Here is a 24385-nt window from a genome sequence, read left to right as displayed (position 1 = left end):
CATTATGCGTATTGGGCCTTACAGCGTCAATACCTTTTTCATCGAAAATTGCCGGAATGTGACTGTTTGGTTAGGTTGCGAACAGCATGACGCTTTATTCAGCAAAATTCGATTTTATGCGTTAAATCAGTGCGACAAAAAAAATACAGGCCCCGCAGGACCTGTAAGAATAACCATGACTTATTAATAAGCGGACTGGTGAATACCGACGGCGCGACCTGACGGATCGTTCATGGTTTTGAACGCTTCGTCCCACTCAAATGCTTTTGCGGAAGAGCAGGCGACAGACGGGCCGCCAGGTACGCATTCTGCAGCGCTCGGTACCGGGAACAGCTCTTCAAAGATCTCACGGTACAGATAGGCTTCTTTCGATGCCGGCGTGTTGTACGGGAAACGGTAGCTGGCGGTGGCCAGTTGCTGATCCGTCACCTGCTGTGCCGCCACTTCTTTCAGCGTATCAATCCAGCTATAGCCTACGCCGTCGGAGAACTGCTCTTTCTGACGCCATGCCACGCTTGCCGGCAGGTAGGATTCAAAACACTCGCGCAGAATGTGTTTTTCCATTTTGCCGTTGCTGCCGCACATCTTATCTTCCGGGTTAATGCGCATAGCCACGTCGAGGAATTTCTTATCCAGGAACGGTACGCGTGCTTCCACGCCCCAGGCCGACATCGCTTTGTTCGCACGGGCGCAGTCAAACATATGCAGAGCCTGCAGTTTACGCACGGTTTCCTCGTGCAATTCTTTGGCATCCGGCGCTTTATGGAAATAGAGGTAACCGCCAAACACTTCATCGGAACCTTCGCCGGAGAGCACCATTTTGATGCCCATTGCTTTGATCTTACGTGACATCAGGTACATCGGCGTAGAGGCGCGAATGGTGGTCACATCATAGGTTTCGATGTGATAGATCACGTCGCGAATCGCATCCAGACCTTCCTGCACGGTGAAGTGGATTTCATGGTGCACGGTACCAAGATGGTTTGCCACTTCTTGCGCGGCTTTCAGGTCCGGCGCACCTTTCAGACCAACGGCAAAGGAGTGAAGCTGCGGCCACCAGGCTTCCGAACGCTCCTGATCTTCAACGCGGCGCGCGGCAAATTTCTTGGTAATGGCGGAAATCACCGAGGAGTCCAGGCCACCCGAAAGCAGCACGCCGTAAGGCACGTCTGACATCAGATGACTTTTCACAGCGTCTTCCAGCGCCTGACGCAGTTCCGCTTTGTCCGTCACATTGTCTTTTACGGCGTCGTATTCGAACCAGTCACGCTGGTAGTAGGAACGGATTTCACCGTCTTTGCTCCACAAATAGCTGCCCGCCGGGAACTCTTTGATGGTGCGGCAAACCGGCACCAGCGCTTTCATTTCGGATGCGACATAGAAGTTACCGTGCTCATCATGGCCCATATACAGCGGGATAATACCAATATGGTCGCGGCCAATCAGGTAGGCGTCTTTTTCACTGTCATACAGAACGAAAGCGAACATCCCTTGCAGATCGTCGAGGAAATCCGGGCCTTTTTCCTGATACAGCGCGAGGATCACTTCGCAGTCAGAACCGGTCTGGAAGGCGTAGCGGTCACCATATTCTGCGCGCAGCGCCTGGTGGTTGTAGATTTCGCCGTTCACGGCCAGCGCATGTGTTTTTTTCTCGTTATACAGCGGCTGAGCACCGGCGTTAACGTCAACAATAGAGAGACGTTCATGGGCCAGGATGGCTTTATCGCTTGCGTAAACGCCGGACCAGTCAGGGCCGCGGTGGCGCATCAGGCGGGATAATTCCAGCGCTTTTTTACGTAACTCGGCCGCGTCGGTTTTAATATCCAGTACGCCAAAAATTGAACACATAGACTTCTCCGTTAACCTTTCAGGGCATGCAGTGTTGTGTAGTTGCAGACGCTGCGTCATCGCATTGTCTTATCGCGTGCCTTCAAAAATGCCGCAAAGGGCAAAGGGGCGCAAGCCTTTTACCGTCGATAAATCAAAAAGCGCAATGACCATTGCCGAATGCTGAAAAAAGATTATGTATTGCGCAGCATTATTGATGAATCATCAAAATAACGCGGTTTTTATTGAATGGTGTTGTTTTTGGGCGGGGTAAAAATAAAAAACCACGCCCGAAGACGTGGTGATGATCAAATAACGTCGATTTCAGCGACGGAGGGGTAAATCCACGAAGGCCGGAACGGCATGCTGTCGACATCGTCGAGCCGCGATACGCCGGAGAGCACAAGGATTGTTTCCAGACCGGCCTGGAAGCCTGCCAGGATATCGGTACGCAAATTATCGCCGACAATAACGGTTTGCTCTGAGTGCGCCTGCATGGTGTTGAGGGCGGCGCGGATGATCCACGGGCTGGGTTTGCCCACATAAAAAGGCTGACGACCGGAAATTTTTTCAATTCCGGCGCAGAGCGCGCCACAGGCCGGGTAGTAGCCACGACCGTGGGTGTCCGGGTTGGTGGCGATAAACCGCGCGCCATTCGCCACGAAGAAGGCGGCCTTATGCATCATCTCCCAGTTATAGGAGCGGGTTTCACCGACGATAACAAAATCAGGGTTAATGTCGGTAATGGTAAAGCCTGCTTTATACAATTCGTGGATCAGCGCGCCTTCACCCACAACATAGGCTTTTTTCCCTTCCTGACGTTTAAGAAAATCCGCAGTTGCCATTGCCGAGGTGTAAAAGACGCTGGCGGGTACATCAATGCCCGCAGAGGCGAAACGGTTGGCGAGATCCTGGCCGGTTTGCGAAGGGTAGTTGGTCAGCAGTACCAGCGGCATGCCTTTCTCAAGGATGCGGGTCACAAATTCGGCGGCGCCCGGTACGGCAACATTATCGTGCATCAGCACGCCGTCAATATCACAGATAACATTCTGAATGGTCATGGACTGTCCGGATGAAAAAATAAGTATTAACTATAAACGTTGTTAATTTTCCAGCAAACGTTGCAGCAGCAAACCGTTCAGCATGGCGCGTTTCACCAGCGCAAATGCGCCAATCGCGGAGCGGTGATCCAGCGTTGAGCGCACCACCGGCAGGTTTTTGCGAAACGCTTTCAGCACCTGGGTGTTGATGCAGCCTTCAATGGCAGGCAGCAGCACCTTCTCCGCTTCGACGATTTCCCCGGCGATGACCACTTTTTGCGGGTTGAAGAGGTTGATGGCGATGGCAATGGTTTTACCAAGATGGCGACCGACGTGCTCAATCACTTCGCAAGCCAGCGCATCGCCTTTGTTGGCGGCTTTACAGATAGCTTTGATGGTGCAGTCATCCAGCGTCAGGCGACTCTGGTAACCCTGTTCCAGCAGATAGCGAACCCGTTGTTCAATTGCGGCGTTGGCGGCAATGGTTTCCAGACAACCGAAGTTACCGCAGTGGCAGCGCTCACCGAGCGGTTCAACCTGAATATGCCCAATTTCGCCAACGTTGCCGTTACGGCCGATAAAAATGCGCCCGTTGGAGATGATCCCTGCGCCCGTACCGCGATGCACGCGCACCAGAATGGAGTCTTCGCAATCCTGGCTTGCCCCAAAGTAGTGCTCAGCCAGCGCCAGACTACGGATGTCGTGGCCAACAAAACAGGTGAGCTTAAACCGCTTTTCCAGCGCTTCAACCAGCCCCCAATTCTCTACCTGAATATGCGGCATATAACGAATGACGCCGCTTTCCGGATCCACCAGCCCCGGTAGGATCACGGAAATGGCAATCAACTCGCGGATTTTGCGCTGGCAGCTTTCGATAAACAGACCGATGGTGTTGAGTAACGCATGTTCCAGCGTTTCCTGGGTGCGCTCCGGTAACGGGTAGTGCTCTTCCGCCAGCACTTTGGCGCTCAGATCGTAGAGCGTCAGGGTGGTGTCATAACGGCCAAGCCGTACGCCAATCGCCTGAAAATTGCGGGTTTCGGTGACAATAGAGATGGCGCGGCGGCCTCCGGTAGAGGCCTGCTGATCGACTTCTTTGATCAGCCCGCGTTCAATCAGTTGGCGCGTGATTTTCGTCACGCTGGCAGGTGCAAGCTGGCTCTGTTCGGCAATTTGTATGCGCGAAATGGGTCCATGCTGATCAATCAGGCGGTACACCGCCGCACTGTTAAGCTGTTTAACGAGGTCAACGTTACCGATTTGAGCTTGTCCGCCTGATGTCATACCGTTTATTTACTCAGTGACGACCTCGTTACCATTAACGATGGTCTTGATGATTTTATAATCGTGCGTGAATGCCGTCAGGTTCGCCACTTTTCCGGCGGCGATGCTGCCAAGTGTTGTGGCAACACCGATTGCGCGAGCTGGGTAGAGGGTTGCCATGCGCAGCGCTTCATCCAGCGCGACGCCAACATGTTCCACCAGATTCCGTACCCCTTCGATCATCGTCAGGGCGGAGCCGCTCAGCGTTCCGTTTTCATCCACACACAGTCCATTACGGTAGTATATTGTTTTACCAGCAAAAATGAACTGGTCAATATGTGCACCCGCAGGCGCTGTTGCGTCCGTCACCAGGCAAAGTTTGTCACCTTTCAGACGTTTAGCGTTACGAATATTAACGTAATCGACATGCAGGCCATCTGCAATAACGCCGCAATAAACATCTGCATCATCAAGTACCGCGCCAGCCAGCCCCGGTTCGCGACCGGTAATGTACGGCATGGCGTTATAAAGGTGGGTGGCAAAGGTGATCCCGGCGCGGAAACCGGCTTTGGCTTCTTTCAGCGTGGCGTTCGAATGCCCGGCGGACACGACAATCCCGGCGTTAGCCAACTGGCGAATGACCGCTTCTCCGGCAATTTCTGGAGCCAGTGTCACCTTGGTTATCACGTCGGCGTTCTGACACAGGAAGTCCACCAGCGCGGCATCCGGCTTACGCACGTAGTCAGGGTTGTGGGTGCCTTTTTTAATGATGTTCAGCCACGGTCCTTCCAGATGAAGACCCAGCGCCTGGTTCGGGTGTTTCGCCAGGTAGTCGCGCATAACCTGCACGCCCTGTTTCATTAATGCGTCGCTGCTGGTGATAAGCGTTGGCAGGTAACTGGTGCAGCCGGACTTTTCATTGGCTTGTTGCATAATTTCCAGCGTCTTCACGGTCACTGCGTCAGCGGTATCGTTGAACTGTACGCCGCCGCAGCCGTTAAGCTGGACATCGATAAAACCGGGGGCAAGAATGGCGCCATTCAGCGAGTGTTGTTCGATTCCGGCCGGCAAGTCAGCCAGCGGGCAAAGACGATCAATCATCCCATCGGCGACCACCAGTGCGTGATCATCCAGGATTTCATGGCCGGTGTAGATCCGGCAATGGGTTAAAGCATACATAACGACCCCCGGGTAACAAATGTGCGCCGCTCCGCAGGGCTTCCCATACGGAGCGGAAACTGAATTACAGACCTTTGATGTTTTCCGCTTCTAACTCGTTGAAGTATTTCAGCGTCTTAACTTTCAGTTCCATGGTGGACGGTTCGTCGCAGACGATCACCGCTTTCGGGTGCAGTTGCAGGCAGCTGATAGTCCACATGTGGTTAACGTTGCCTTCAACAGCCGCTTGCAGCGCTTGCGCTTTTACACCGCCCAGCACCAGAATCATCACTTCTTCTGCATCAAGCAAGGTGCCCACGCCGACGGTCAGCGCATATTTCGGCACCTGGTTGACATCACCATCGAAGAAACGTGAGTTTGCCACGCGGGTGTCATGGGTCAGGGTTTTAATGCGCGTACGTGATGCCAGTGAAGAGGCCGGTTCGTTAAAGGCGATATGGCCATCGTTGCCCACACCGCCCATAAACAGATGAATTTTGCCGTAGGCGCGAATCTTTTCTTCGTAACGGCGGCATTCTGCGTCAATATCCGGCGCGTTGCCATCGAGAAGGTTAATGTTTTCCGCCGGAATATCAACGTGATCAAAGAAATTGCGGTGCATAAAGCTGTAGTAGCTTTCCGGATGATCCTTCGGCAGACCGACATATTCGTCCATGTTGAAGGTGACAACGTGCTGGAAACTAACCTGGCCCGCTTTGTGCATTTCAACTAACGCTTTGTATGCGGTAAGAGGCGTGCCGCCGGTCGGCAGACCAAGAATAAACGGACGATCCGCGGTGGGTTTGAATGCGTTGATGCGGTTAACGATATGGCGGGCCGCCCATTTGCCGACGTGGTCTGCTGTCGCCAGTGGAATCAGTCTCATTATTCACCTCTGAAAGTTAAACGAAAAACAGTGACGGAGTGCATGCGAGCTCAGCGTTAAGCCTAACCTGGTTTCGTGACAGAGAAGGGAGCAATCCGTCTTGATATTTTGAATCTTAAAATAAGTTTTGATTGTTTGCCAGCGAAAAGGAGGGTTATTGACGATACTTAGTGATTTTTATCACAAAAAGTACGCATTTAATTTGCGAGGCGAATTAATTTTTCACACACTCTGCAGTGTAGTGAGAAAATAGCCGTGATTTCAGGTTAGTTACACAATAAAAAACGACTGTTTCAGTGAGCTCTCGTCGGGTTCATAGGGGGAATAAAAGTGAGTATCCTAGGTTATCTGCAAAAGATTGGTCGCGCACTGATGGTGCCCGTGGCCACGCTGCCTGCAGCAGCAATTTTGATGGGGGTCGGTTACTGGATTGACCCGGTTGGCTGGGGCGGTTCAAACGCGCTGGCGGCGTTCTTTATTCAGTCCGGCTCCGCCATTATCGACAACATGGGCGTGCTGTTTGCGGTCGGTGTCGCGTACGGTATGTCTAAAGATAAAGATGGCGCTGCGGCGCTGGCAGGGTTCGTTGGCTTCCTCGTGTTGACCACGCTCTGTTCGCCTGCTGCGGTCGCCATGATCCAGAAAATCCCGGCGGATCAGGTGCCGGCTGCGTTCGGCAAAATCAAAAACCAGTTCGTGGGTATTCTGGTCGGTATTATTGCTGCGGAACTCTATAACCGCTTCAGCAGCGTTGAGCTGCCAAAAGCGCTTTCTTTCTTCAGCGGCCGCCGTCTGGTGCCGATCCTCACCTCGTTTGTGATGATCGTGGTGGCATTCATCATGATGTTCATCTGGCCGGTTGTGTTTAGCGGTCTGGTGGGCTTTGGTGAACATATCCAGAAACTCGGCTCAATTGGCGCTGGCGTTTACGCCTTCTTCAACCGCTTGTTGATCCCGGTGGGTCTGCACCACGCGCTGAACTCCGTGTTCTGGTTCGACGTGGCGGGTATTAATGATATTCCTAACTTCCTTGGCGGCGCACAGTCCATCGAAGCAGGTAAAGCGGTCGTTGGCGTTACCGGGCGTTATCAGGCGGGCTTCTTCCCGATCATGATGTTCGGTCTGCCTGGCGCAGCGCTGGCAATTTACCACTGCGCACGTCCGGAAAATAAAGCCAAAGTGCTGGGTATTATGATGGCGGGCGCATTTGCTGCCTTCTTCACCGGCATTACCGAGCCGCTGGAATTCTCCTTTATGTTCGTCGCGCCGGTACTGTATGTGATCCATGCGGTGTTAACCGGTATCTCCGTATTTATCGCGGCGAGTATGCAGTGGATTGCCGGTTTCGGCTTCAGCGCCGGTCTGGTGGATATGGTGCTGTCGTCCCGTAACCCGCTGGCGACCCACTGGTGGATGCTGATCCCACAAGGTCTGGTGTTCTTCGTTATCTACTATGCGATCTTCCGTTTCACCATTACCAAATTCAACCTGCTGACGCCGGGCCGTGAGCTGGCAGTTGCGGGTGACGAAGCAGACGGTAAGGATGTGAATGTCAGCGCGAATACCGAGCAGGATGTGAGCGGTCTGGCGCGTCAGTACATTGCCGCCATCGGCGGTTCCGCTAACCTGACCGGCATTGATGCCTGCATCACTCGTCTGCGTTTAACGGTGAAAGACTCTTCGCTGGTGAACGAATCCATGGCGAAACGCCTGGGTGCGTCCGGCGTGATCCGTCTGAATAAAACCGGCGTGCAGATTATCGTTGGCTTTGTGGCGGAAAAAATCGCTGACGCAATGCGTTCCGCTGGCGACGTTCCGGCTGCTGGCCAGGCTGCGCCGAATGCGGCTCCGGCGGCTGCGGTAAAGCCTCAGGCGGTACCGAACGCGACAACAATCGCTGAGTTGGTATCGCCGATAACAGGTGAGCTGTTCTCGCTGGATCAGGTGCCGGATGAAGCCTTTGCCAGCAAAGCCGTGGGTGACGGCGTGGCGGTGAAACCGACGGAAAGCGTGGTGGTTTCGCCGGCAGCGGGCACCATTGTGAAAATCTTCAACACTAACCATGCGTTTTGCCTGGAAACAGAAAAAGGCGCGGAGATCGTTGTTCATATGGGCATCGATACCGTCGCGCTGGGCGGTCAGGGCTTTACCCGGCTGGTGGAAGAGGGCGCTGATGTGGTGGCAGGTCAGCCGATCCTTGAAATGGATCTGGCATACCTCAATGCCAATGCGCGTTCGATGATTAGCCCGGTTGTGGTCAGCAATATTGACGACTTTTCCGGTCTGGTCGTTAAAGCGCAGGGTCACGTTGTGGCGGGTCAGACGCCTCTGTATGACATTAAAGGCAAGTAGTTGCTCCTGAGTCAGCATTGATGCCTTAAGCGGCGGGGGAAACCTCGCCGCTTTTTTTTACCCCGATATTAATCAGTGCCATACTCGTGCCTCGCTTTTATGGAGGTGTGTGATGAAACGGATGCTGTTTTCACTCTGCTTGCTGCTGACGCTGAGCGGTTGTTTGCCGCGCTATGCGATGATTCGCCCTGGTTACGATATTGATGTGCGTAATCGCGAGGGTGAGCCGCTCCCAAATGCCACCCTGTGGGTGCGCACCGGACGTTCACCGCCGGGGTATTTTCCGCCGCCGGAGTCATTCCAGGCGGACGCGCAGGGGCATATCCACGTCGAAAAAAAATCCCGGTGGGAGAAGATCATTTTCTTTATTCACGGCACTCATTTTTATCGCTGGAGCTGGTGTATCGACGCACCGGGCTATGCGCCCCGTAGCGGCGAGGGTGAGGAGATCCGCAGCCCGCTGATCCTTACGCCAGCTGCACAAACAGAGCGCTGCCGGTATGCGGAGGATTATGCAGACTCTATTTCCAGCGGGCATCGCTGATTTGTATAAGTAAAGGTTGTTTCCTGCGTCCTCTTATTAGATCATGCACCGTTATATGTTGTTTACGCTTTGAGGAACCCGTGATGAGTGAGGCTGAAGCCCGCCCGACTAACTTTATTCGCCAGATCATTGATGAAGATCTGGCCAGTGGTAAGCACACCACCGTCCATACCCGTTTTCCGCCTGAACCGAATGGCTATCTGCACATTGGCCACGCGAAATCTATCTGCCTGAACTTCGGTATCGCCCAGGATTATCAAGGGCAGTGCAACCTGCGTTTCGATGACACTAACCCGGTAAAAGAAGACATCGAGTACGTTGAGTCGATCAAAAACGATGTGCAATGGTTGGGCTTCCACTGGTCCGGCAATATCTGCTACTCCTCTGATTACTTCGATCAATTGCACCAGTACGCGATTGAGCTGATCAACAAAGGCCTGGCGTATGTTGATGAACTCTCTGCCGATGAGATCCGCGAATACCGCGGTACGCTGACGCAGCCGGGTAAAAACAGCCCGTACCGCGATCGCAGCGTGGAAGATAACCTCGCGCTGTTCGAAAAAATGCGCAGCGGCGGTTTCGAAGAAGGTAAAGCCTGCCTGCGCGCGAAAATCGATATGGCCTCGCCGTTTATCGTGATGCGCGATCCGGTGCTGTATCGCATCAAATTTGCCGAGCATCACCAGACCGGCAACAAGTGGTGCATCTACCCGATGTATGACTTTACCCACTGCATCAGCGATGCGCTGGAAGGCATCACCCATTCGCTGTGTACGCTGGAATTCCAGGATAACCGCCGTCTGTATGACTGGGTTCTGGACAACATCACCATCCCGGTTCACCCGCGTCAGTACGAGTTTTCGCGTCTGAATCTGGAATACACCGTCATGTCCAAGCGTAAGCTGAACCTGCTGGTCACCGATAAGCACGTGGAAGGCTGGGATGACCCGCGTATGCCGACGATTTCCGGTTTACGCCGACGCGGTTATACCGCTGCTTCCGTGCGCGAGTTCTGTAAACGCATTGGCGTGACCAAACAAGACAACACCATTGAGATGGCGTCGCTGGAATCCTGCATTCGTGAAGATCTGAACGAAAACGCCCCGCGCGCGATGGCGGTTATCGATCCGGTGAAACTGATTATCGAAAACTACCCGCAGGGCAGCAGCGAAATCGTCTCCATGCCGAATCATCCGAACAAGCCAGAAATGGGCACCCGCGAAGTGCCGTTCAGCGGTGAGATTTGGATCGATCGCGCAGATTTCCGCGAAGAAGCCAATAAGCAGTACAAACGTCTGGTGCTGGGCAAAGAAGTGCGCCTGCGTAACGCGTATGTGATCAAAGCAGAGCGTGTGGAGAAAGACGCGGAAGGCAATATCACCACGATTTTCTGTTCATATGATGCGGAAACCCTGAGCAAAGATCCGGCCGACGGTCGCAAAGTGAAAGGCGTGATCCACTGGGTCAGCGCTCCGCATGCAATGCCGGTTGAAATCCGTTTGTACGACCGCTTGTTCAGTATTCCGAACCCGGGCGCTGCGGAAGATTTCCTGGCGACCATCAACCCGGAATCGCTGATCATTAAACAGGGGTATGCCGAGCCTTCACTGAAAGAGGCGGAAGCCGGTAAAGCCTACCAGTTCGAGCGTGAGGGCTATTTCTGCCTCGACAGCCGCCATGCAAGCGCTACCAAAGCGGTGTTTAACCGTACCGTTGGTCTGCGCGACACTTGGGCTAAAATCGGCGACTGATCCGGTCAACCCTGAACAATCCCCTCCAAACGCCGCGTCCCGCGGCGTTTTTTTTTGCTTATCGATTAGCTGGTTACCGTCCATTAACATTCGCGTCGCGAATTAATATGTCGTCTTATTGACCTTTCCTTTATCAGAAAAAAGATAACAGCACACAATTTTGCTGCTGTAACCGTTATCATTGTTAAGTTAACTATAGAAAATATAAGTATTTTTTAGTTATTCTCAAAAATTAAGCATCCTGTTACAAAATGCGTCTGATTATGTGCACTTCGTCATAATCTTGCATTTTGCTCACTTAAAGGCATTGATAATTCGCGTCGCGAAAAATACTCTTAAGACGGTAGTTACTTCGGGGGTATTTTATAACTACCTGTAATGATTGGTGTTTTCATTTCTCGCCATCACGGCGATTTTCTATTCGTCAATAAGGAATCACACATGCGTACATTTAGTGGCAAACGCAGTACGCTGGCGCTGGCTATCGCCGGTATCACAGCAATGTCGGGTTGGGTTGCATCTTCAGACGTTCATGCAGCAGGCTTTATCGATGATTCCACGCTCACGGGCGGTATTTATTACTGGCAGCGTGAACGTGACCGTAAAGACGTTCTGGACAGCAAATACAAAACCAACCTGTCGCACTCAACGTGGAATGGCAGCCTGGATTTCCAGTCGGGTTATGCCGCCGATATGTTCGGCCTGGATATTGCCGCCTTCACCGCCATTGAAATGGCGGAAAATGGCGACAGCGCACACCCTAATGAAATTGCCTTCTCTTCCAGCAATAAAGCCTACAAAGAAGACTGGTCAGGAGATAAGAGCGGGGTCAGCCTGTATAAAGCTGCGGCGAAATTTAAATACGGCCCGGTCTGGGCACGCGCCGGTTATATTCAGCCTACCGGGCAGACATTATTAGCGCCGCACTGGAGCTTTATGCCGGGGACTTACCAGGGGGCGGAAGCCGGCGCGGTGTTTGATTATGGCAACGCGGGTTCGCTGAGCTTCTCCTACATGTGGACCAACGAGTACAAGTCGCCGTGGCATATCGAAATGGACAAATTTTATCAGAACGATAAAAAGACCAAAGTCGACTATCTCCACTCCGTTGGCGCGAAGTATGACTTCAAAAACGATCTGATTCTGGAGGCCGCATTCGGTCAGGCGGAAGGGTATGTGGACCAGTACTTCACCAAAGCCAGCTACAAATTCAATGTAGTCGGCAACCCGCTGACCACCAGCTACCAGTTCTACGGTACCCGCGATAAAGTCAGCGATGGCGGTGTGAATGATATCTATGATGGCGCCGCCTGGCTGCAGGCATTGACCTTCGGTTATAAAGTTGGCCCGGTCGATCTCCGCCTTGAAGGCACGTGGGTTAAAGCCGATGGCCAACAGGGCTACTTCCTGCAACGTATGACCCCAACCTATGCTTCCTCCAACGGTCGTCTGGATGTGTGGTGGGACAACCGCTCCGACTTTAACGCCAACGGCGAAAAGGCCATCTTCTTCGGCGCGATGTATGACCTGAAAGGCTGGAATTTACCTGGTTTTGCGGTCGGTGCGTCTTATGCCTACGGCTGGGATGCTAAACCTGCCGATATGGCCACTCCGGACGCGTACTACGATCCGAACTCCCGTCTGAAAGAGTCTGCCTACAGCCTGGATGCGATCTACACCGTTCAGGATGGCCGGGCAAAAGGCACGATGTTCAAACTGCACTTCACCCAGTACGACAACCATTCCGATATCCCGAGTTACTCCGGCGGTTACGGCAACATCTTCCAGGATGAGCGCGACGTGAAGTTTATGGTTATCGCCCCATTCACCATTTTTTGATGCGTTATTTGCCGGGGGAGCCCGGCAAAATACAAGGAATAAGTCATGAAAAACGTACGCTTAACGATACTGGCCAGTATGATACTGGGGATCCTAAGCAGCCCGGCGGCGCTGGCGAATCAACGTACTGTTGATGCCATCAGCCAGTTTCATCTTAACTACGCCATTACGGATAACCACGCGGCGCAGAATGGTGTGGATTGCGCCAAACTGGGCGCCGACTGGGCATCGTGTAACAAAGCCGTGGTCACCCTGACCAATAACGGCGCTGCGGTGACGGATAAAGACTGGGCGATCTATTTTCACAGCATCCGACAGATCCTCAACGTTGCGAATGATCAGTTTAAAGTCACCCATATTATGGGCGATCTGCACAAGCTGGAGCCAACGGAGAAATTCACCGGTTTTCCGGCAAAACAGTCGGTAGAGATCCCGATTATCAATGAGTACTGGCAGTTGTTTATTACCGATGTGATCCCGCGTTGGTACGTGGCCTCCAACGGGGCAACGGCAAAAGTGATTGCCAATACCGACACCGAAACGTTGTCGCAGTTTGTCAGCCCGCTGGGTGAGCAGTGGAAGCGCACGGCGGATGATAAAAACGTTCTGATGACGGCTGAAGCGCGCTTTGAGAAAAACAGTGATGTAAAAACGCTGAACCTGCAAACCCTGCGCGGGCAGATTGTCCCTACGCCGCAGGCGGTGAAAATCCACGGGCAGGATGTCGATCTGAGCAACGGTGTGAAGCTGGATCTCTCTGCGCTGAGTCGTGATGCGCAGGACGCGGTGAAAAGCCGTTTTGCGCTGCTGGGAGTGAAAGCGGGGAGCTATCCTGTTCGCAGCGTCATTGCGACCCGTGATTTCAACGACGACGAGGCGGTATCTGGCGCTTATACCTTGCATATTGGCGCGAAAGAAGCCGTAGTAACCGGTTACGATCAGGCCGGGGTGTTCTACGGTTTACAATCACTGCTGTCGCTGATCCCAACGACAGGTGCAATGAAAATTGCTGCGCTGGACGCCAAAGATGCGCCACGCTTTGATTACCGCGCAATTCAGTTGGATGTTGGTCGTAACTTCCACAGCAAGGACGCAGTACTGCGTCTGCTGGATCAGATGGCGGCCTACAAACTGAATAAATTCCACTTTCATCTCAGTGATGATGAAGGCTGGCGTATTGAGATCCCCGGCCTGCCGGAGCTGACCGATATTGGTAGCAAACGTTGCCACGATCTGAGCGAAAAAACCTGCCTGTTGCCGCAACTGGGTTCTGGCCCGGACAGCAACAACAACGGGAGCGGTTTCTTTACCCGCGCGGATTACATCGAGATCCTGAAGTATGCTAAAGCCCGGCAGATTGAGGTCATTCCGGAAATCGATATGCCGGCCCATGCGCGTGCGGCAGTTATCTCTATGGAAGCCCGTTACGATCGACTGATGAAAGAGGGCAACGAGCAGGCCGCGGCGCAGTTCCGTTTGCTGGATCCAACGGATACCTCCAACACCACCGGGGTACAGTTTTATAACCGTACCGGCTACCTTAACCCTTGCCTCGACTCGTCACGCAATTTTGTCGACAAAGTGATCGGTGAAATCCAGCAGATGCATAAAGAAGCGGGCCTGCCGCTGCAAACCTGGCATTTTGGCGGCGATGAGGCAAAAAATATTTACCTCGGCGTTGGCTACACCGATCAGAAGAACCCGGAGGCGGGCAAGGGCATCATCGATAAGAGCAAGCAGGACAAACCGTGGGCGAAGTCGCAGGCGTGTCAGGCGATGATCAAAGACGGAAAAGTGACGGATGTTGAGCATCTTTCCAGCTATTTTGGCGTTGAAGTCAGCAAACAGGTGAAAGCCCGCGGCATTAATACGATGCAGGCCTGGCAGGATGGTCTGAAAGATGCCAAAGACGCGTCGGTATTCGCCACCGATCATGTCAACGTTAACTTCTGGGACACGCTCTACTGGGGCGGTTTTGACTCGGTTAATGACTGGGCAAACAAAGGGTTCCGCGTCATCGTTTCCAACCCGGATTATGTCTATCTCGATTTCCCGTATGAAGTGAACCCGCAAGAGAGCGGCTATTACTGGGGCACGCGCTTTAGCGACGAACGTAAGATCTTCAGTTTCGCGCCGGACAATATGCCGCAAAACGCCGAAACCTCGGTCGACCGGGATGGCAACCCCTTTACCGCGAAGTCAGATAAACCGTGGCCTGGGGCGTATGGCCTCTCCGCACAGTTGTGGAGCGAAGTGGTACGCACTGATAACCAGATGGAGTATATGATCTATCCGCGTCTGGTTGCGGTGGCGGAGCGCGCATGGCATCGCGCGGCCTGGGAGCAGGACTACAAAGCCGGGCGTGAGTATAAAGGCGGTGAAACGCACATGGTCGATGTTCGTGCTCTGGATAAAGACTGGACGCGCTTTGCCAACGTGTTAGGCAGTCGCGAGCTGGCAAAACTGGATAAAGCGGGTATTCATTACCGCCTGCCGGTGCCGGGTGCTCGCGTGGTGGGCGGCGTGCTTGAAGCCAACACCAGCTTCCCTGGCATGGTGGTGGAGTACTCTACCGACGGCGGCAAACACTGGCAGCGTTATAACGATAGCGCCCGCCCGCAGGTGAGTGGGGACGTGCAGGTGCGCACCGCCAGCCCGGACGGAAAACGCGTGAGTCGTGTGGACAGTGTCAAAGCGTGATTGCTATGCAAGCCGGATAGGGCGCAGCCTGCTGCTGTTATCCGGCAACTAAAAAAAAAGCCAACCGTCAGGTTGGCTTTTGCATATCAGAATGGATTATTTCGCGTCGTGCGCGCTTTCATCTTCGCGGCAGTCACCTTCAGCGCAGTGGCCATACAGGTAGAGACTGTGGTTCGTCAGACGAATGCCGTGTTTGGCGGCGATTTCACGCTGACGCGCTTCAATAGAATCATCACTGAATTCGATCACTTTGCCGCAATCGAGGCAAATCAGGTGATCGTGGTGATGTTGCTGGGTCAGTTCAAAAACGGACTTGCCGCCTTCGAAGTTATGACGGGTCACAATGCCGGCGTCATCGAACTGGTTCAATACACGGTAAACCGTAGCCAGGCCGATCTCTTCGCCCATGTCGATCAGTCGCTTGTATAAATCTTCCGCACTGACATGATGGTTATCCGGCTCCTGAAGAACTTCCAGGATTTTTAACCGAGGAAGCGTGACTTTCAGGCCGGCCTTCTTTAATGCGGTATTGTTGTCAGTCATGCGGAATCTGTCCTGTTGCTATACGATTCACTTCCTTAGCGGAAGTTATAGGAATGCACCTGGGATAATGCGTCTCATTATAGAACTGCCATGCCTAAATGAAAACTGCAAGCCCTCAAGTAAAGTAAGCTTATAAAACGTGGTGTCGCCGACAAAGTCCCGTGCGGCAGCCCAAGTTTAGCAGGGCTTATTGTACAGTGATGAATAAAAAAGTTAAAAATTTGTAGCAATTATTTCCATCGCTTGTACCTATTAATACGGCGCAACCCACAGGCTGCGCCGTAAACATCAGGCATTAATGATGTCGTCCAGGTGCAGCTCTTCCGAAACCTGCTTAACCCATTTCTGCACGCGTTCTGCGGTCAGTTCCGGCTGACGATCTTCATCAATCGCCAGACCCACAAAGTGATCATCATCCACCAGGCCTTTAGACGCTTCAAAATGGTAGCCAGCAGTCGGCCAGTGGCCCACGATGGTGGCGCCGCGCGGTTCAATGATGTCGCGGATAGTCCCCAGCGCATCACAGAAATATTCTGCGTAATCTTCCTGGTCGCCACAGCCGAACAGGGCGACTAACTTACCGTTGAAATCCACTTCTTCCAGCGTCGGGAAAAAGTCATCCCAGTCGCACTGCGCTTCGCCATAATACCAGGTTGGGATGCCGAGCAGCAGAATGTCATAGCCTTCGAGATCTTCTTTGCTGCTCTTGGCAATGTCATGAACATCGGCAACGTCTTTACCAAGCTGTTTTTGAATCATTTTCGCGATATTTTCGGTGTTGCCGGTATCGCTGCCGAAGAAAATGCCTGTAATTGCCATGAGTAAAATAACCTCTTGAAACTTAATGAGATGGTGGTGGCGTTTAGCCCACAGATAAGGGCAATCATAGCAGAACAGGGAAGCGCGCGGAAACAGCTATCGCGCCGGACTGCACTCTATGACACACGAAAAAAGGCGTAAAAGCGGTGATTCGGAGGATTCGCTATCCGCGTAAGGCGTTGAGCTGGGCCAGCAGCATTTCTTCAATAAGCTCGCTACGGCTCATTTCACGGGCATCCGCCAGCTCGTTTAACGCATCTACCGCTTCAACATTCAGTTTCAATTCAACGCGTTTGAGCCCGCGAACTTTATCGCGTTTTAGCTGGTTACGTTTGTTGATGCGCAACTGTTCATCGCGCGCGAGCGGGTTGGTCTTGGGTCGTCCCGGACGACGCTCATTCGCGAACAGATCTAGTGTCGTACGGTCCGTTTGTTCTTTAGCCATGGTTTAAGCAGCATACTACGGGAAAGACAAGCAATCGGGACGTTGCCCCGGGCTGAATAGCGCGCCATCATACATCAGCGCAACGGGCGCGCCAACGACCGGGCGCGTTCAAACGACCGGTCGCCGTCTTTTTAATCAGTTTGCCTTTTCAGAGAGATAACGACGGATAGCGCGCATGACCGCTTCCGGTTTCTCTGCGTGCACCCAGTGGCCCGCTCCAGCTATCACATGCGCCCGCGCTTGCGGAAATTGCGCCAGCAGGGCGTCACGGTATGCTTCCGTCACATACGGCGAGTTACCGCCGCGCACGAACAGTGCAGGCTTATCCCATGCCGGGACATTTTCCCAACCAACGATGTGCGCATACTGATCCCACAATACCGGGACATTAAAGCGCCAGTCGCCGTCGACAAATGATTTCAGCAGAAACTGGATCACGCCTTCTTCTTTTATCTCTTCGCGCATTAGCGCGGCGGCTTGTTGGCGTGTGGCGGCGTGTGCGTGGCTCACGGCGTTGATGGCGGCGAAAATCTCATCGTGGCGGCGCACGTTGTAATCCACCGGCGCGATATCAATCGCCACCAGTTGGTCGATGCGCTCAGGTGCCAGCGCGGTGAGCGCCATGACGGCTTTACCGCCCATGGAGTGACCGATAAAGGTCGCTTTTCCGATGTCGTGGGCATCAAGCGTGTCCAGCAGATCCTGCGCCATCGCCGGGTAGTTCATCTCCGGCGAGCGGGGAGAAAGGCCGTGGTTGCGCATATCCACTTGCAGCACGTCGTGGTCCTGCGTCAGGTCGCGGGCAAGCACGCCGAGGTTGTCCAGACTGCCAAACAGGCCGTGAACAAGGACGACCGGAGAATTGTTGTGCGGTTGTTGCGCAGATTGCGCGCGCGTATTCAATTTCATGGCAAAGTTCTTTTTTTCACTCTATCGGGTTAGGTTATTATGTTGAACATTCTGCCGCCCTGCTGCAAGGTTCAGAATTACTCTGAGTTTTGCTGCGACCCTGGTTTGACGCTATCCGCTGTTGAGATTTCACTTTATAATCCCAACACTTGTATTCAGATAAGATACCGCACTGGATTAAGATGAAAACGATCGAAGTTGATGATGAGCTCTACTCCTATATCGCCAGCCACACGAAGCATATTGGCGAGAGCGCATCCGACATTTTACGGCGCATGCTGAAATTTTCCGCCGTGTCACAGTCACCACCTGCCGCTTCCCTCACGCCGGTAAAAGAGACGCGTACTGTCAGTACCGTTGACGGGGTTAAACCGGCGAACACCGCCAAAGACAAAGTTCGTGCCGTCCGCGAACTGCTGCTGTCTGATGAATACGCTGAGCAGAAAAAGGCCGTTAATCGTTTCCTGCTGGTGCTGTCTACACTCTATTCACTCGATGACAAAGGGTTTACGGAATCCACCGAGTCTCTGCACGGGCGCACGCGCGTATACTTTGCTGCGAATGAGCAAACGTTGTTGCAGAGCGGCAACCAGACCAAGCCGAAACAGGTGCCGAACACCCCTTACTGGGTCATCACCAACACCAATACGGGTCGTAAATGCAGCATGATCGAGCACATCATGCAGTCGATGCAGTTCCCTGCGGAATTGATTGAAAAAGTTTGCGGCACAATTTAAATCCTTGCATTGAAAGGACCAGGCAATGGCAAACCATCCACGTGCGGGGCAACCTGCACAACAGAGTGATTTGATTAACGTCGCTCAGCTTACTGCGCAGTACTATGTGCTGAAACCGGAAGTCGGTAATTCAGAACATGCGGTGAAATTCGGTACTTCCGGACACCGGGGCAGCGCAGGTCGCCACAGCTTTAACGAGCCGCATATTCTGGCTATCGCTCAGGCGATTGCGGAAGAGCGCGCTAAAAACGGAATTACCGGGCCGTGCTATGTGGGGAAAGACACGCACGCGCTGTCTGAACCGGCGTTTATCTCCGTGCTGGAAGTGCTGACAGCGAACGGCGTTGACGTCATCGTGCAGGAGAACAACGGCTTTACGCCAACGCCTGCGGTTTCTAACGCGATTCTGGTGCACAACAAAAACGGCGGCGCACAGGCTGATGGCATCGTGATTACGCCGTCGCATAACCCGCCGGAAGATGGCGGCATCAAATACAACCCACCCAATGGCGGCCCGGCGGATACCAACGTGACCAAAGTGGTTGAAGACCGCGCTAACGCTCTGCTGGCCGATAGCCTGAAAGGCGTTAAACGCATCACGCTGGATGCTGCGCTGGCCTCGGGCCACGTTGTTGAAAAAGATCTGGTGCAGCCGTTTATTGAAGGGCTGGCGGATATCGTCGATATGGCGGCTATCCAGAAAGCTGGTCTGAAACTTGGCGTCGATCCGCTCGGCGGTTCCGGTATTGAGTACTGGAAACGCATTGCAGAGCATTACAAGCTGGATCTGACTATTGTTAACGACCAGGTCGATCAGACTTTCCGCTTTATGCACCTCGATAAAGATGGCGTGATCCGCATGGATTGCTCCTCTGAGTCTGCGATGGCGGGTCTGCTGGCGCTGCGTGACAAATTCGATCTGGCCTTTGCTAACGATCCGGATTATGACCGTCACGGCATCGTGACCCCCGCGGGTCTGATGAATCCGAACCACTACCTGGCGGTGGCAATTAACTATCTGTTCCAGCATCGTCCGCAGTGGGGCAAAGACGTTGCCGTGGGTAAAACGCTGGTCTCTTCCGCGATGATTGACCGCGTGGTGAACGACCTGGGCCGTAAGCTGGTGGAAGTGCCGGTGGGCTTTAAATGGTTTGTTGACGGCCTGTTCGACGGCAGCTTTGGTTTCGGCGGCGAAGAGAGCGCAGGGGCTTCTTTCCTGCGTTTCGACGGTACGCCGTGGTCAACCGATAAAGACGGTATCATCATGTGTCTGCTGGCGGCGGAAATTACCGCTGTCACCGGGAAAAACCCGCAGCAACATTATGATGAACTGGCTGCACGCTTCGGTGCGCCGAGCTATAACCGTCTGGGCGCCAGCGCCACCTCCGCACAGAAAGCGGCACTCTCTAAGCTTTCTCCGGAAATGGTCAGTGCCAGCACGCTGGCAGGCGACCCGATCACTGCGCGTCTGACTGCTGCACCGGGCAACGGCGCGTCTATCGGCGGTCTGAAAGTGATGACCGACAACGGTTGGTTTGCCGCGCGTCCATCCGGCACGGAAGACGCCTACAAAATCTACTGTGAAAGCTTCCTCGGTGCTGAACACCGTAAGCAGATTGAGAAAGAAGCGGTAGAGATTGTCAGCGAAGTGCTGAAAAACGCATAAGTGCTTACATCAGCGCTTAAAAGAAAAAGGCTCCTGCGGGAGCCTTTTTACGTTGGATGGCGTGGTAACGCGCTTGCACTTACCCCAGTGCTACCATCAGCGCTCCGGCAGTAATTAACGCGACACCTGCCGCTGCAACCAGTGACACCTTCTCACCAAACAGCACCACCGCCAGGATCACCGCAAACACCACGCTTAATTTATCGATGGGCGCAACCCGCGACACATTGCCGCTTTTGATGGCCATAAAGTAGAACAGCCACGACAGTGCGCCCGCCACGCCGCTTAATACCACAAACAGCAGCGCTTTTTTATCGGCAAGCACGGTTGCCACCAGCGATAGCTTGCCCTGAACCACCACCACACCCACCAGAAACAGCGCCATCACCACCGCACGAATAGCGGTAGCGGTATTGGCGTCGAGGTGTTGCAAGCCGATTTTGCCGAAAATAGCCACCAGCGCGGCGGTGACCGCCGATAACAGGGCGTAGATTAACCAGGCGCTCATCGTTCTCCTCCAAAAAATCAGAAGGATACGCCGTCAGAGCATAAACCGGTAGCCGATACCTGTTTCCGTAAGTAAATGGCGGGGGCGGGCCGGATCGACTTCCAGTTTCTGGCGCAGGTGACCCATATAGATACGCAGATAATGGCTGTGCTCCACGGCGTTGGGCCCCCATACCTGGCTGAGCAACTGGCGTTGGGTTAACACTTTGCCGTGATTATTAAGCAGCACCGCCAGCAGACGAAATTCGATAGGTGTCAGATGGATCTCTTCTTCACCGCGCTGAATACGGCGGCTGGCAAGATCAACGCGAATATCGGAAAAGACGATCACCGGTTCATCCGGGCTGCTGGCGGCGTGGCGTCGCAGCGCTACCCGCAGGCGGGCCTGAAGTTCGCCGATGCCAAAAGGCTTACTGAGATAATCATCCGCACCGGCATCCAGCGCAGCGATTTTATCGCTCTCTTCCGCGCGGGCGGAGAGAACGATTACCGGCATCTGGCTCCACTGGCGCAGATCGCGAATAAAATCGAGCCCGTCGCCATCCGGCAGACCCAGATCGAGGATCACCAGGTCGGGCTTGCGCGTCGCTGCCTCAATTAACCCGCGTTGCAGTGTCTCCGCTTCGTGCACACGCAGACCTTCCGCTTCCAGCGCGGTGCGCAGAAAACGGCGGATAGCTTGTTCATCTTCGACAATCAGAACGTTAATCACAGATCCTCTGCCAGTTCATCCAGTTGCGGCGGTGTTTCAAGCGGCAGTGTAACACAAAACAGTGCGCCGCCTTGCGGGCGGTTACGGGCGCTAATGGTGCCGCCGTGAACATCCACAATGGCCTGGCAAATCGCCAGCCCAAGCCCGACGCCGGGAATGGCTGATTCTTTGCTGCCACGGGCGAACTTGTCAAAAATCGCCTGTTCCTGGCCTGCCGGGATCCCCGGCCCGTTATCCCAGACTTCCAGCGTCAGTTGCTCCGGAGTGCTGTACGCATTAATACCAATATCCGCCCGCCAGCCGGCATATTTCACCGCATTTTCCAGCAGATTAATCAGCACCCGCTCAAATAACGGGCCATCCACGTGGACCAGCATCAACGGATCGGGTAATTCGAGGGCAATATGCCGCCCGCCCAGCCCCGGTTCGAGGGTTTTCAATGCGCTACCGACCACTTCTTCCAGCGTCAGCCACTCTTTCTTCAGATTAAAGCCGCCAGACTGAATTCGCGCCATATCCAGCAGGTTATTCACCAGACGGGTGGTATTCAGTACATGCTGGCGGATTTCATTGGCTTGCGGCGCGTGTTGAGAACCTTCGCTGGCGAGATCCAGCGTGAGGATTTCCGCCTGACCAAACAGCACCGTCAGCGGCGTGCGTAAATCATGGGACAGGGCGGCCAGCAACGAATTGCGGATACTCTCCCGCTCACTGGCAAGCCTTGCCTGCTCCTCGCTGGTGGCCAGCGCCTGGCGCTCCAGCGCGTTGGCCACCAGCAAGGTAAAGGTTTCCAGCAAGCGTTGTTGTTCGGGGATCATCAACTGACGCAGGTTCGCCGGTTCGACAATCAATAGCCCGTGGGTTTTCTGGTCACTTTTCAGCGGCAATATTTGATACGGCACGCCAGGCAGCGTGTCAGTGCCTGCTCCCGCTGGCTGGCCTTTATCAAAACTCCAGCGCGCAATCGCATCGTCCCACGGCGTCATGCCTTGTGCGGGCGTTAATGCGCCAAGATGCCCGGTGCTGTCCGGCAGCAACAATTTGCTGCGGGCATTAAACGTGGAGTGAATAAACGTTTCGCAGGTGGTGGCGATATCCCGGTTGCTGCGCCCGACCGCCAGCGCTTTGGACATCTCATACAGATGGCGGGTGCGTTGCTCCCGGTAGCGCGCCACGCGCGCCTGGTAACGCACCCCCGCAGTCAGATTACCGATAACCAGCCCGACGGTGAGCATCACGCCAAAGGTCAGCAGATATTGCACATCCGACACGGCCAGCGTGCCGCGTGGCGCAATAAAAAACAGGTCGAAGCTGACGACGTTGATCACCGTGGCAAAGGCGGAGGGCCAGCGGCCAAAAAACAGCGCCACCAGCACCACGCCAAGCAGATAAATCATCACCAGGTTGGCGGCATCAAATGCGGTCAGCCACTGCATGGCGATCAAGGTAATGGCGGCGCAAAGGGCAAGGGCGACCACGCACCCTCTCAGTTGCACGCCCCAACGCTCCATAAACGGACGCACATCGCCGGCGCGCGCGGGGAGGGTGACGGGCGCATCCTCCAGCGCAATGATCACCAGGTCGAGATCCGGCGCGCGACGGGCCAGACGATCGGCGAACGATTCACGGCTCCAGCGCTGCCGTTTGTTACGGCGACCAATCAGGATCTTGCCGAGATTGTGTTCGCGGGCGTAGCGCAAAATGGCTTTATCTTCCGCCGGATCGGAGAGGGTGGCGGTTTCGGCTCCCAGCTCCTGCGCCAGGCGCAGCGTACTTAAGATGGCCCGCCGCTGTGGCTCCGGCAGTTTATGCAGCGTGGGCGTCTCAACATAGACCGCATGCCAGACACTCCCCAGCTTGGCCGCCAGTCTTGCCGCCGTGCGGATCAGTTTCTCATTGCCCGCACCGTGGCCAATGCAGAGTAAAATGGCGTCGCGAGTGTGCCAGACTTTTTCTTCGCCCTGGCGATCGCGCCAGGCCCGCATCTGATCGTCCACCCGATCGGCGGTGCGCCGCAGCGCCAGCTCGCGCAGGGCAATCAGGTTGCCTTTGCGGAAGAAGTGTTCGATGGCGCGTTCCGCCTGGCCACCGATATACACCTTGCCTTCGTGCAGTCGCTGGCGCAAATCGTCCGGCGGTAAATCCACCAGCACCACTTCATCGGCGCTGTCGAAAAAGGGATCCGGCACCGTTTCACGCACCTGGATGCCGGTCACCCCGCTGACCACATCGTTAAGGCTTTCCAGATGCTGAACGTTAACAGTGGTAAAAACGTCTATCCCCGCTTCCAGCAGCTCTTCCACATCCTGCCAGCGTTTCGGGTGGCGTGAACCGGGAGCATTACTGTGCGCCAGTTCGTCCATCAAAATAAGCGCCGGACGCCGCGCAAGGGCGGCGTCCAGATCAAACTCCTGAATTAAGCGACCGCGATGGTGGATCCGCCGGGCGGGCTGTGTCGCCAGCCCGTCCAGCAGTGCGGCGGTCTCTTTACGACCGTGGGTTTCCACCACGCCAATCAGAATATCCAGCCCTTGCGCCCGCAGCCGCTGTGCTTCCTGTAACATGGCAAAGGTTTTACCCACCCCGGCGCAGGCGCCGAAAAAGACTTTCAGCTTGCCGCGGTGCGCGGTGGCGGCATGCTCCAGCAGGCGATCGGGGTTGGGGCGCAAAGGCTCATCAGTCATGCT

Annotated in this window: 19 protein-coding genes; 7 read left to right on the top strand and 12 right to left on the bottom strand. The window is 54.3% G+C overall.

Features of this window, described 5'->3' with window-relative positions; genetic code table 11:
* Window positions 1-183: 183 nt before the first annotated feature.
* The 5 genes from asnB to nagB all read right to left on the bottom strand — a co-directional run bounded on the left by asnB (window position 184) and on the right by nagB (window position 6174).
* Window positions 184-1848, bottom strand: coding sequence for an asparagine synthase B (gene asnB / locus ACQ3G7_RS04430; RefSeq protein WP_061494459.1), 1665 nt, complete (start codon window positions 1846-1848; stop codon window positions 184-186).
* 287 nt (window positions 1849-2135) lie between these two features.
* Entirely contained in the window at window positions 2136-2888 is a 753-nt protein-coding gene (locus ACQ3G7_RS04425) for an HAD-IIA family hydrolase (protein WP_263097512.1), read from the bottom strand.
* A 42-nt stretch (window positions 2889-2930) separates the two neighbouring features.
* Window positions 2931-4151 (bottom strand): DNA-binding transcriptional regulator NagC, encoded by a 1221-nt coding sequence (gene nagC, locus ACQ3G7_RS04420; RefSeq protein ID WP_430888979.1) that lies wholly within the window; start codon window positions 4149-4151, stop codon window positions 2931-2933.
* Window positions 4152-4160: 9 nt separating this feature from the next.
* Complete coding sequence (gene nagA / locus ACQ3G7_RS04415) at window positions 4161-5309, bottom strand: N-acetylglucosamine-6-phosphate deacetylase (protein ID WP_430888978.1); 1149 nt, start codon at window positions 5307-5309, stop codon at window positions 4161-4163.
* Window positions 5310-5373: 64 nt separating this feature from the next.
* Complete coding sequence (gene nagB, locus ACQ3G7_RS04410; RefSeq protein ID WP_430888977.1) at window positions 5374-6174, bottom strand: glucosamine-6-phosphate deaminase; 801 nt, start codon at window positions 6172-6174, stop codon at window positions 5374-5376.
* 330 nt (window positions 6175-6504) lie between these two features.
* Here nagB and nagE point away from each other — a divergent pair, with 330 nt between their 5' ends.
* The 5 genes from nagE to ACQ3G7_RS04385 all read left to right on the top strand — a co-directional run bounded on the left by nagE (window position 6505) and on the right by ACQ3G7_RS04385 (window position 15360).
* Window positions 6505-8526 carry an N-acetylglucosamine-specific PTS transporter subunit IIBC gene (gene nagE, locus ACQ3G7_RS04405; protein ID WP_430888976.1) on the top strand — a complete coding sequence of 674 codons (2022 nt, stop codon included), beginning with the start codon at window positions 6505-6507 and terminating at the stop codon, window positions 8524-8526.
* 112 nt (window positions 8527-8638) lie between these two features.
* The gene (locus tag ACQ3G7_RS04400) at window positions 8639-9070 is read left to right on the top strand and encodes a hypothetical protein (protein WP_430888975.1); all 432 of its coding nucleotides are present in this window, start codon (window positions 8639-8641) and stop codon (window positions 9068-9070) included.
* Between the two features lie 83 nt (window positions 9071-9153).
* On the top strand, window positions 9154-10821 hold the full coding sequence (gene glnS, locus ACQ3G7_RS04395) for a glutamine--tRNA ligase (RefSeq protein ID WP_430888974.1): 1668 nt from the start codon (window positions 9154-9156) through the stop codon (window positions 10819-10821).
* Between the two features lie 441 nt (window positions 10822-11262).
* Window positions 11263-12660, top strand: coding sequence for a chitoporin ChiP (gene chiP / locus ACQ3G7_RS04390; RefSeq protein WP_430888973.1), 1398 nt, complete (start codon window positions 11263-11265; stop codon window positions 12658-12660).
* Between the two features lie 45 nt (window positions 12661-12705).
* Window positions 12706-15360 carry a beta-N-acetylhexosaminidase gene (locus tag ACQ3G7_RS04385; protein ID WP_430888972.1) on the top strand — a complete coding sequence of 885 codons (2655 nt, stop codon included), beginning with the start codon at window positions 12706-12708 and terminating at the stop codon, window positions 15358-15360.
* A gap of 96 nt (window positions 15361-15456) precedes the next feature.
* Here ACQ3G7_RS04385 and fur read toward each other — a convergent pair whose 3' ends face one another.
* The 4 genes from fur to ybfF all read right to left on the bottom strand — a co-directional run bounded on the left by fur (window position 15457) and on the right by ybfF (window position 18076).
* The gene (gene fur, locus ACQ3G7_RS04380) at window positions 15457-15903 is read right to left on the bottom strand and encodes a ferric iron uptake transcriptional regulator (RefSeq protein WP_061494468.1); all 447 of its coding nucleotides are present in this window, start codon (window positions 15901-15903) and stop codon (window positions 15457-15459) included.
* A 288-nt stretch (window positions 15904-16191) separates the two neighbouring features.
* Complete coding sequence (fldA, locus tag ACQ3G7_RS04375; RefSeq protein WP_263097505.1) at window positions 16192-16722, bottom strand: flavodoxin FldA; 531 nt, start codon at window positions 16720-16722, stop codon at window positions 16192-16194.
* Window positions 16723-16885: 163 nt separating this feature from the next.
* Complete coding sequence (ybfE, locus tag ACQ3G7_RS04370) at window positions 16886-17167, bottom strand: LexA regulated protein (protein ID WP_263097504.1); 282 nt, start codon at window positions 17165-17167, stop codon at window positions 16886-16888.
* Between the two features lie 135 nt (window positions 17168-17302).
* The gene (ybfF, locus tag ACQ3G7_RS04365; protein WP_430888971.1) at window positions 17303-18076 is read right to left on the bottom strand and encodes an esterase; all 774 of its coding nucleotides are present in this window, start codon (window positions 18074-18076) and stop codon (window positions 17303-17305) included.
* Window positions 18077-18258: 182 nt separating this feature from the next.
* Between ybfF and seqA the strand changes: the two genes are divergently transcribed.
* Entirely contained in the window at window positions 18259-18813 is a 555-nt protein-coding gene (gene seqA, locus ACQ3G7_RS04360; RefSeq protein ID WP_430888970.1) for a replication initiation negative regulator SeqA, read from the top strand.
* Window positions 18814-18838: 25 nt separating this feature from the next.
* Window positions 18839-20479: a phosphoglucomutase (alpha-D-glucose-1,6-bisphosphate-dependent) gene (gene pgm, locus ACQ3G7_RS04355; RefSeq protein ID WP_430888969.1), complete on the top strand. Its 1641-nt coding sequence runs from the start codon at window positions 18839-18841 to the stop codon at window positions 20477-20479.
* 79 nt (window positions 20480-20558) lie between these two features.
* On the opposite strand, the gene ACQ3G7_RS04350 is transcribed toward pgm, so the two are convergent.
* From ACQ3G7_RS04350 to kdpD, 3 genes are read right to left on the bottom strand one after another with little or no spacing between them, the layout of a single operon-like run.
* Window positions 20559-20987 (bottom strand): EamA family transporter, encoded by a 429-nt coding sequence (locus ACQ3G7_RS04350; RefSeq protein WP_263097500.1) that lies wholly within the window; start codon window positions 20985-20987, stop codon window positions 20559-20561.
* Between the two features lie 33 nt (window positions 20988-21020).
* Window positions 21021-21698, bottom strand: coding sequence for a two-component system response regulator KdpE (kdpE, locus tag ACQ3G7_RS04345; RefSeq protein ID WP_061494475.1), 678 nt, complete (start codon window positions 21696-21698; stop codon window positions 21021-21023).
* Window positions 21695-24382 (bottom strand): two-component system sensor histidine kinase KdpD, encoded by a 2688-nt coding sequence (gene kdpD, locus ACQ3G7_RS04340; protein WP_430888968.1) that lies wholly within the window; start codon window positions 24380-24382, stop codon window positions 21695-21697. The genes kdpE and kdpD overlap by 4 nt, the downstream gene beginning before the upstream one ends.
* Between the last annotated feature and the right edge of the window lie 3 nt (window positions 24383-24385).

The organism is Kosakonia sp. N21, from assembly GCF_050587465.1.
Taxonomy (GTDB): Bacteria; Pseudomonadota; Gammaproteobacteria; order Enterobacterales; family Enterobacteriaceae.
The sequence above is the reverse complement of the archived record's forward strand: the minus strand, read 5'-3'. Positions and strand labels throughout refer to the sequence as shown.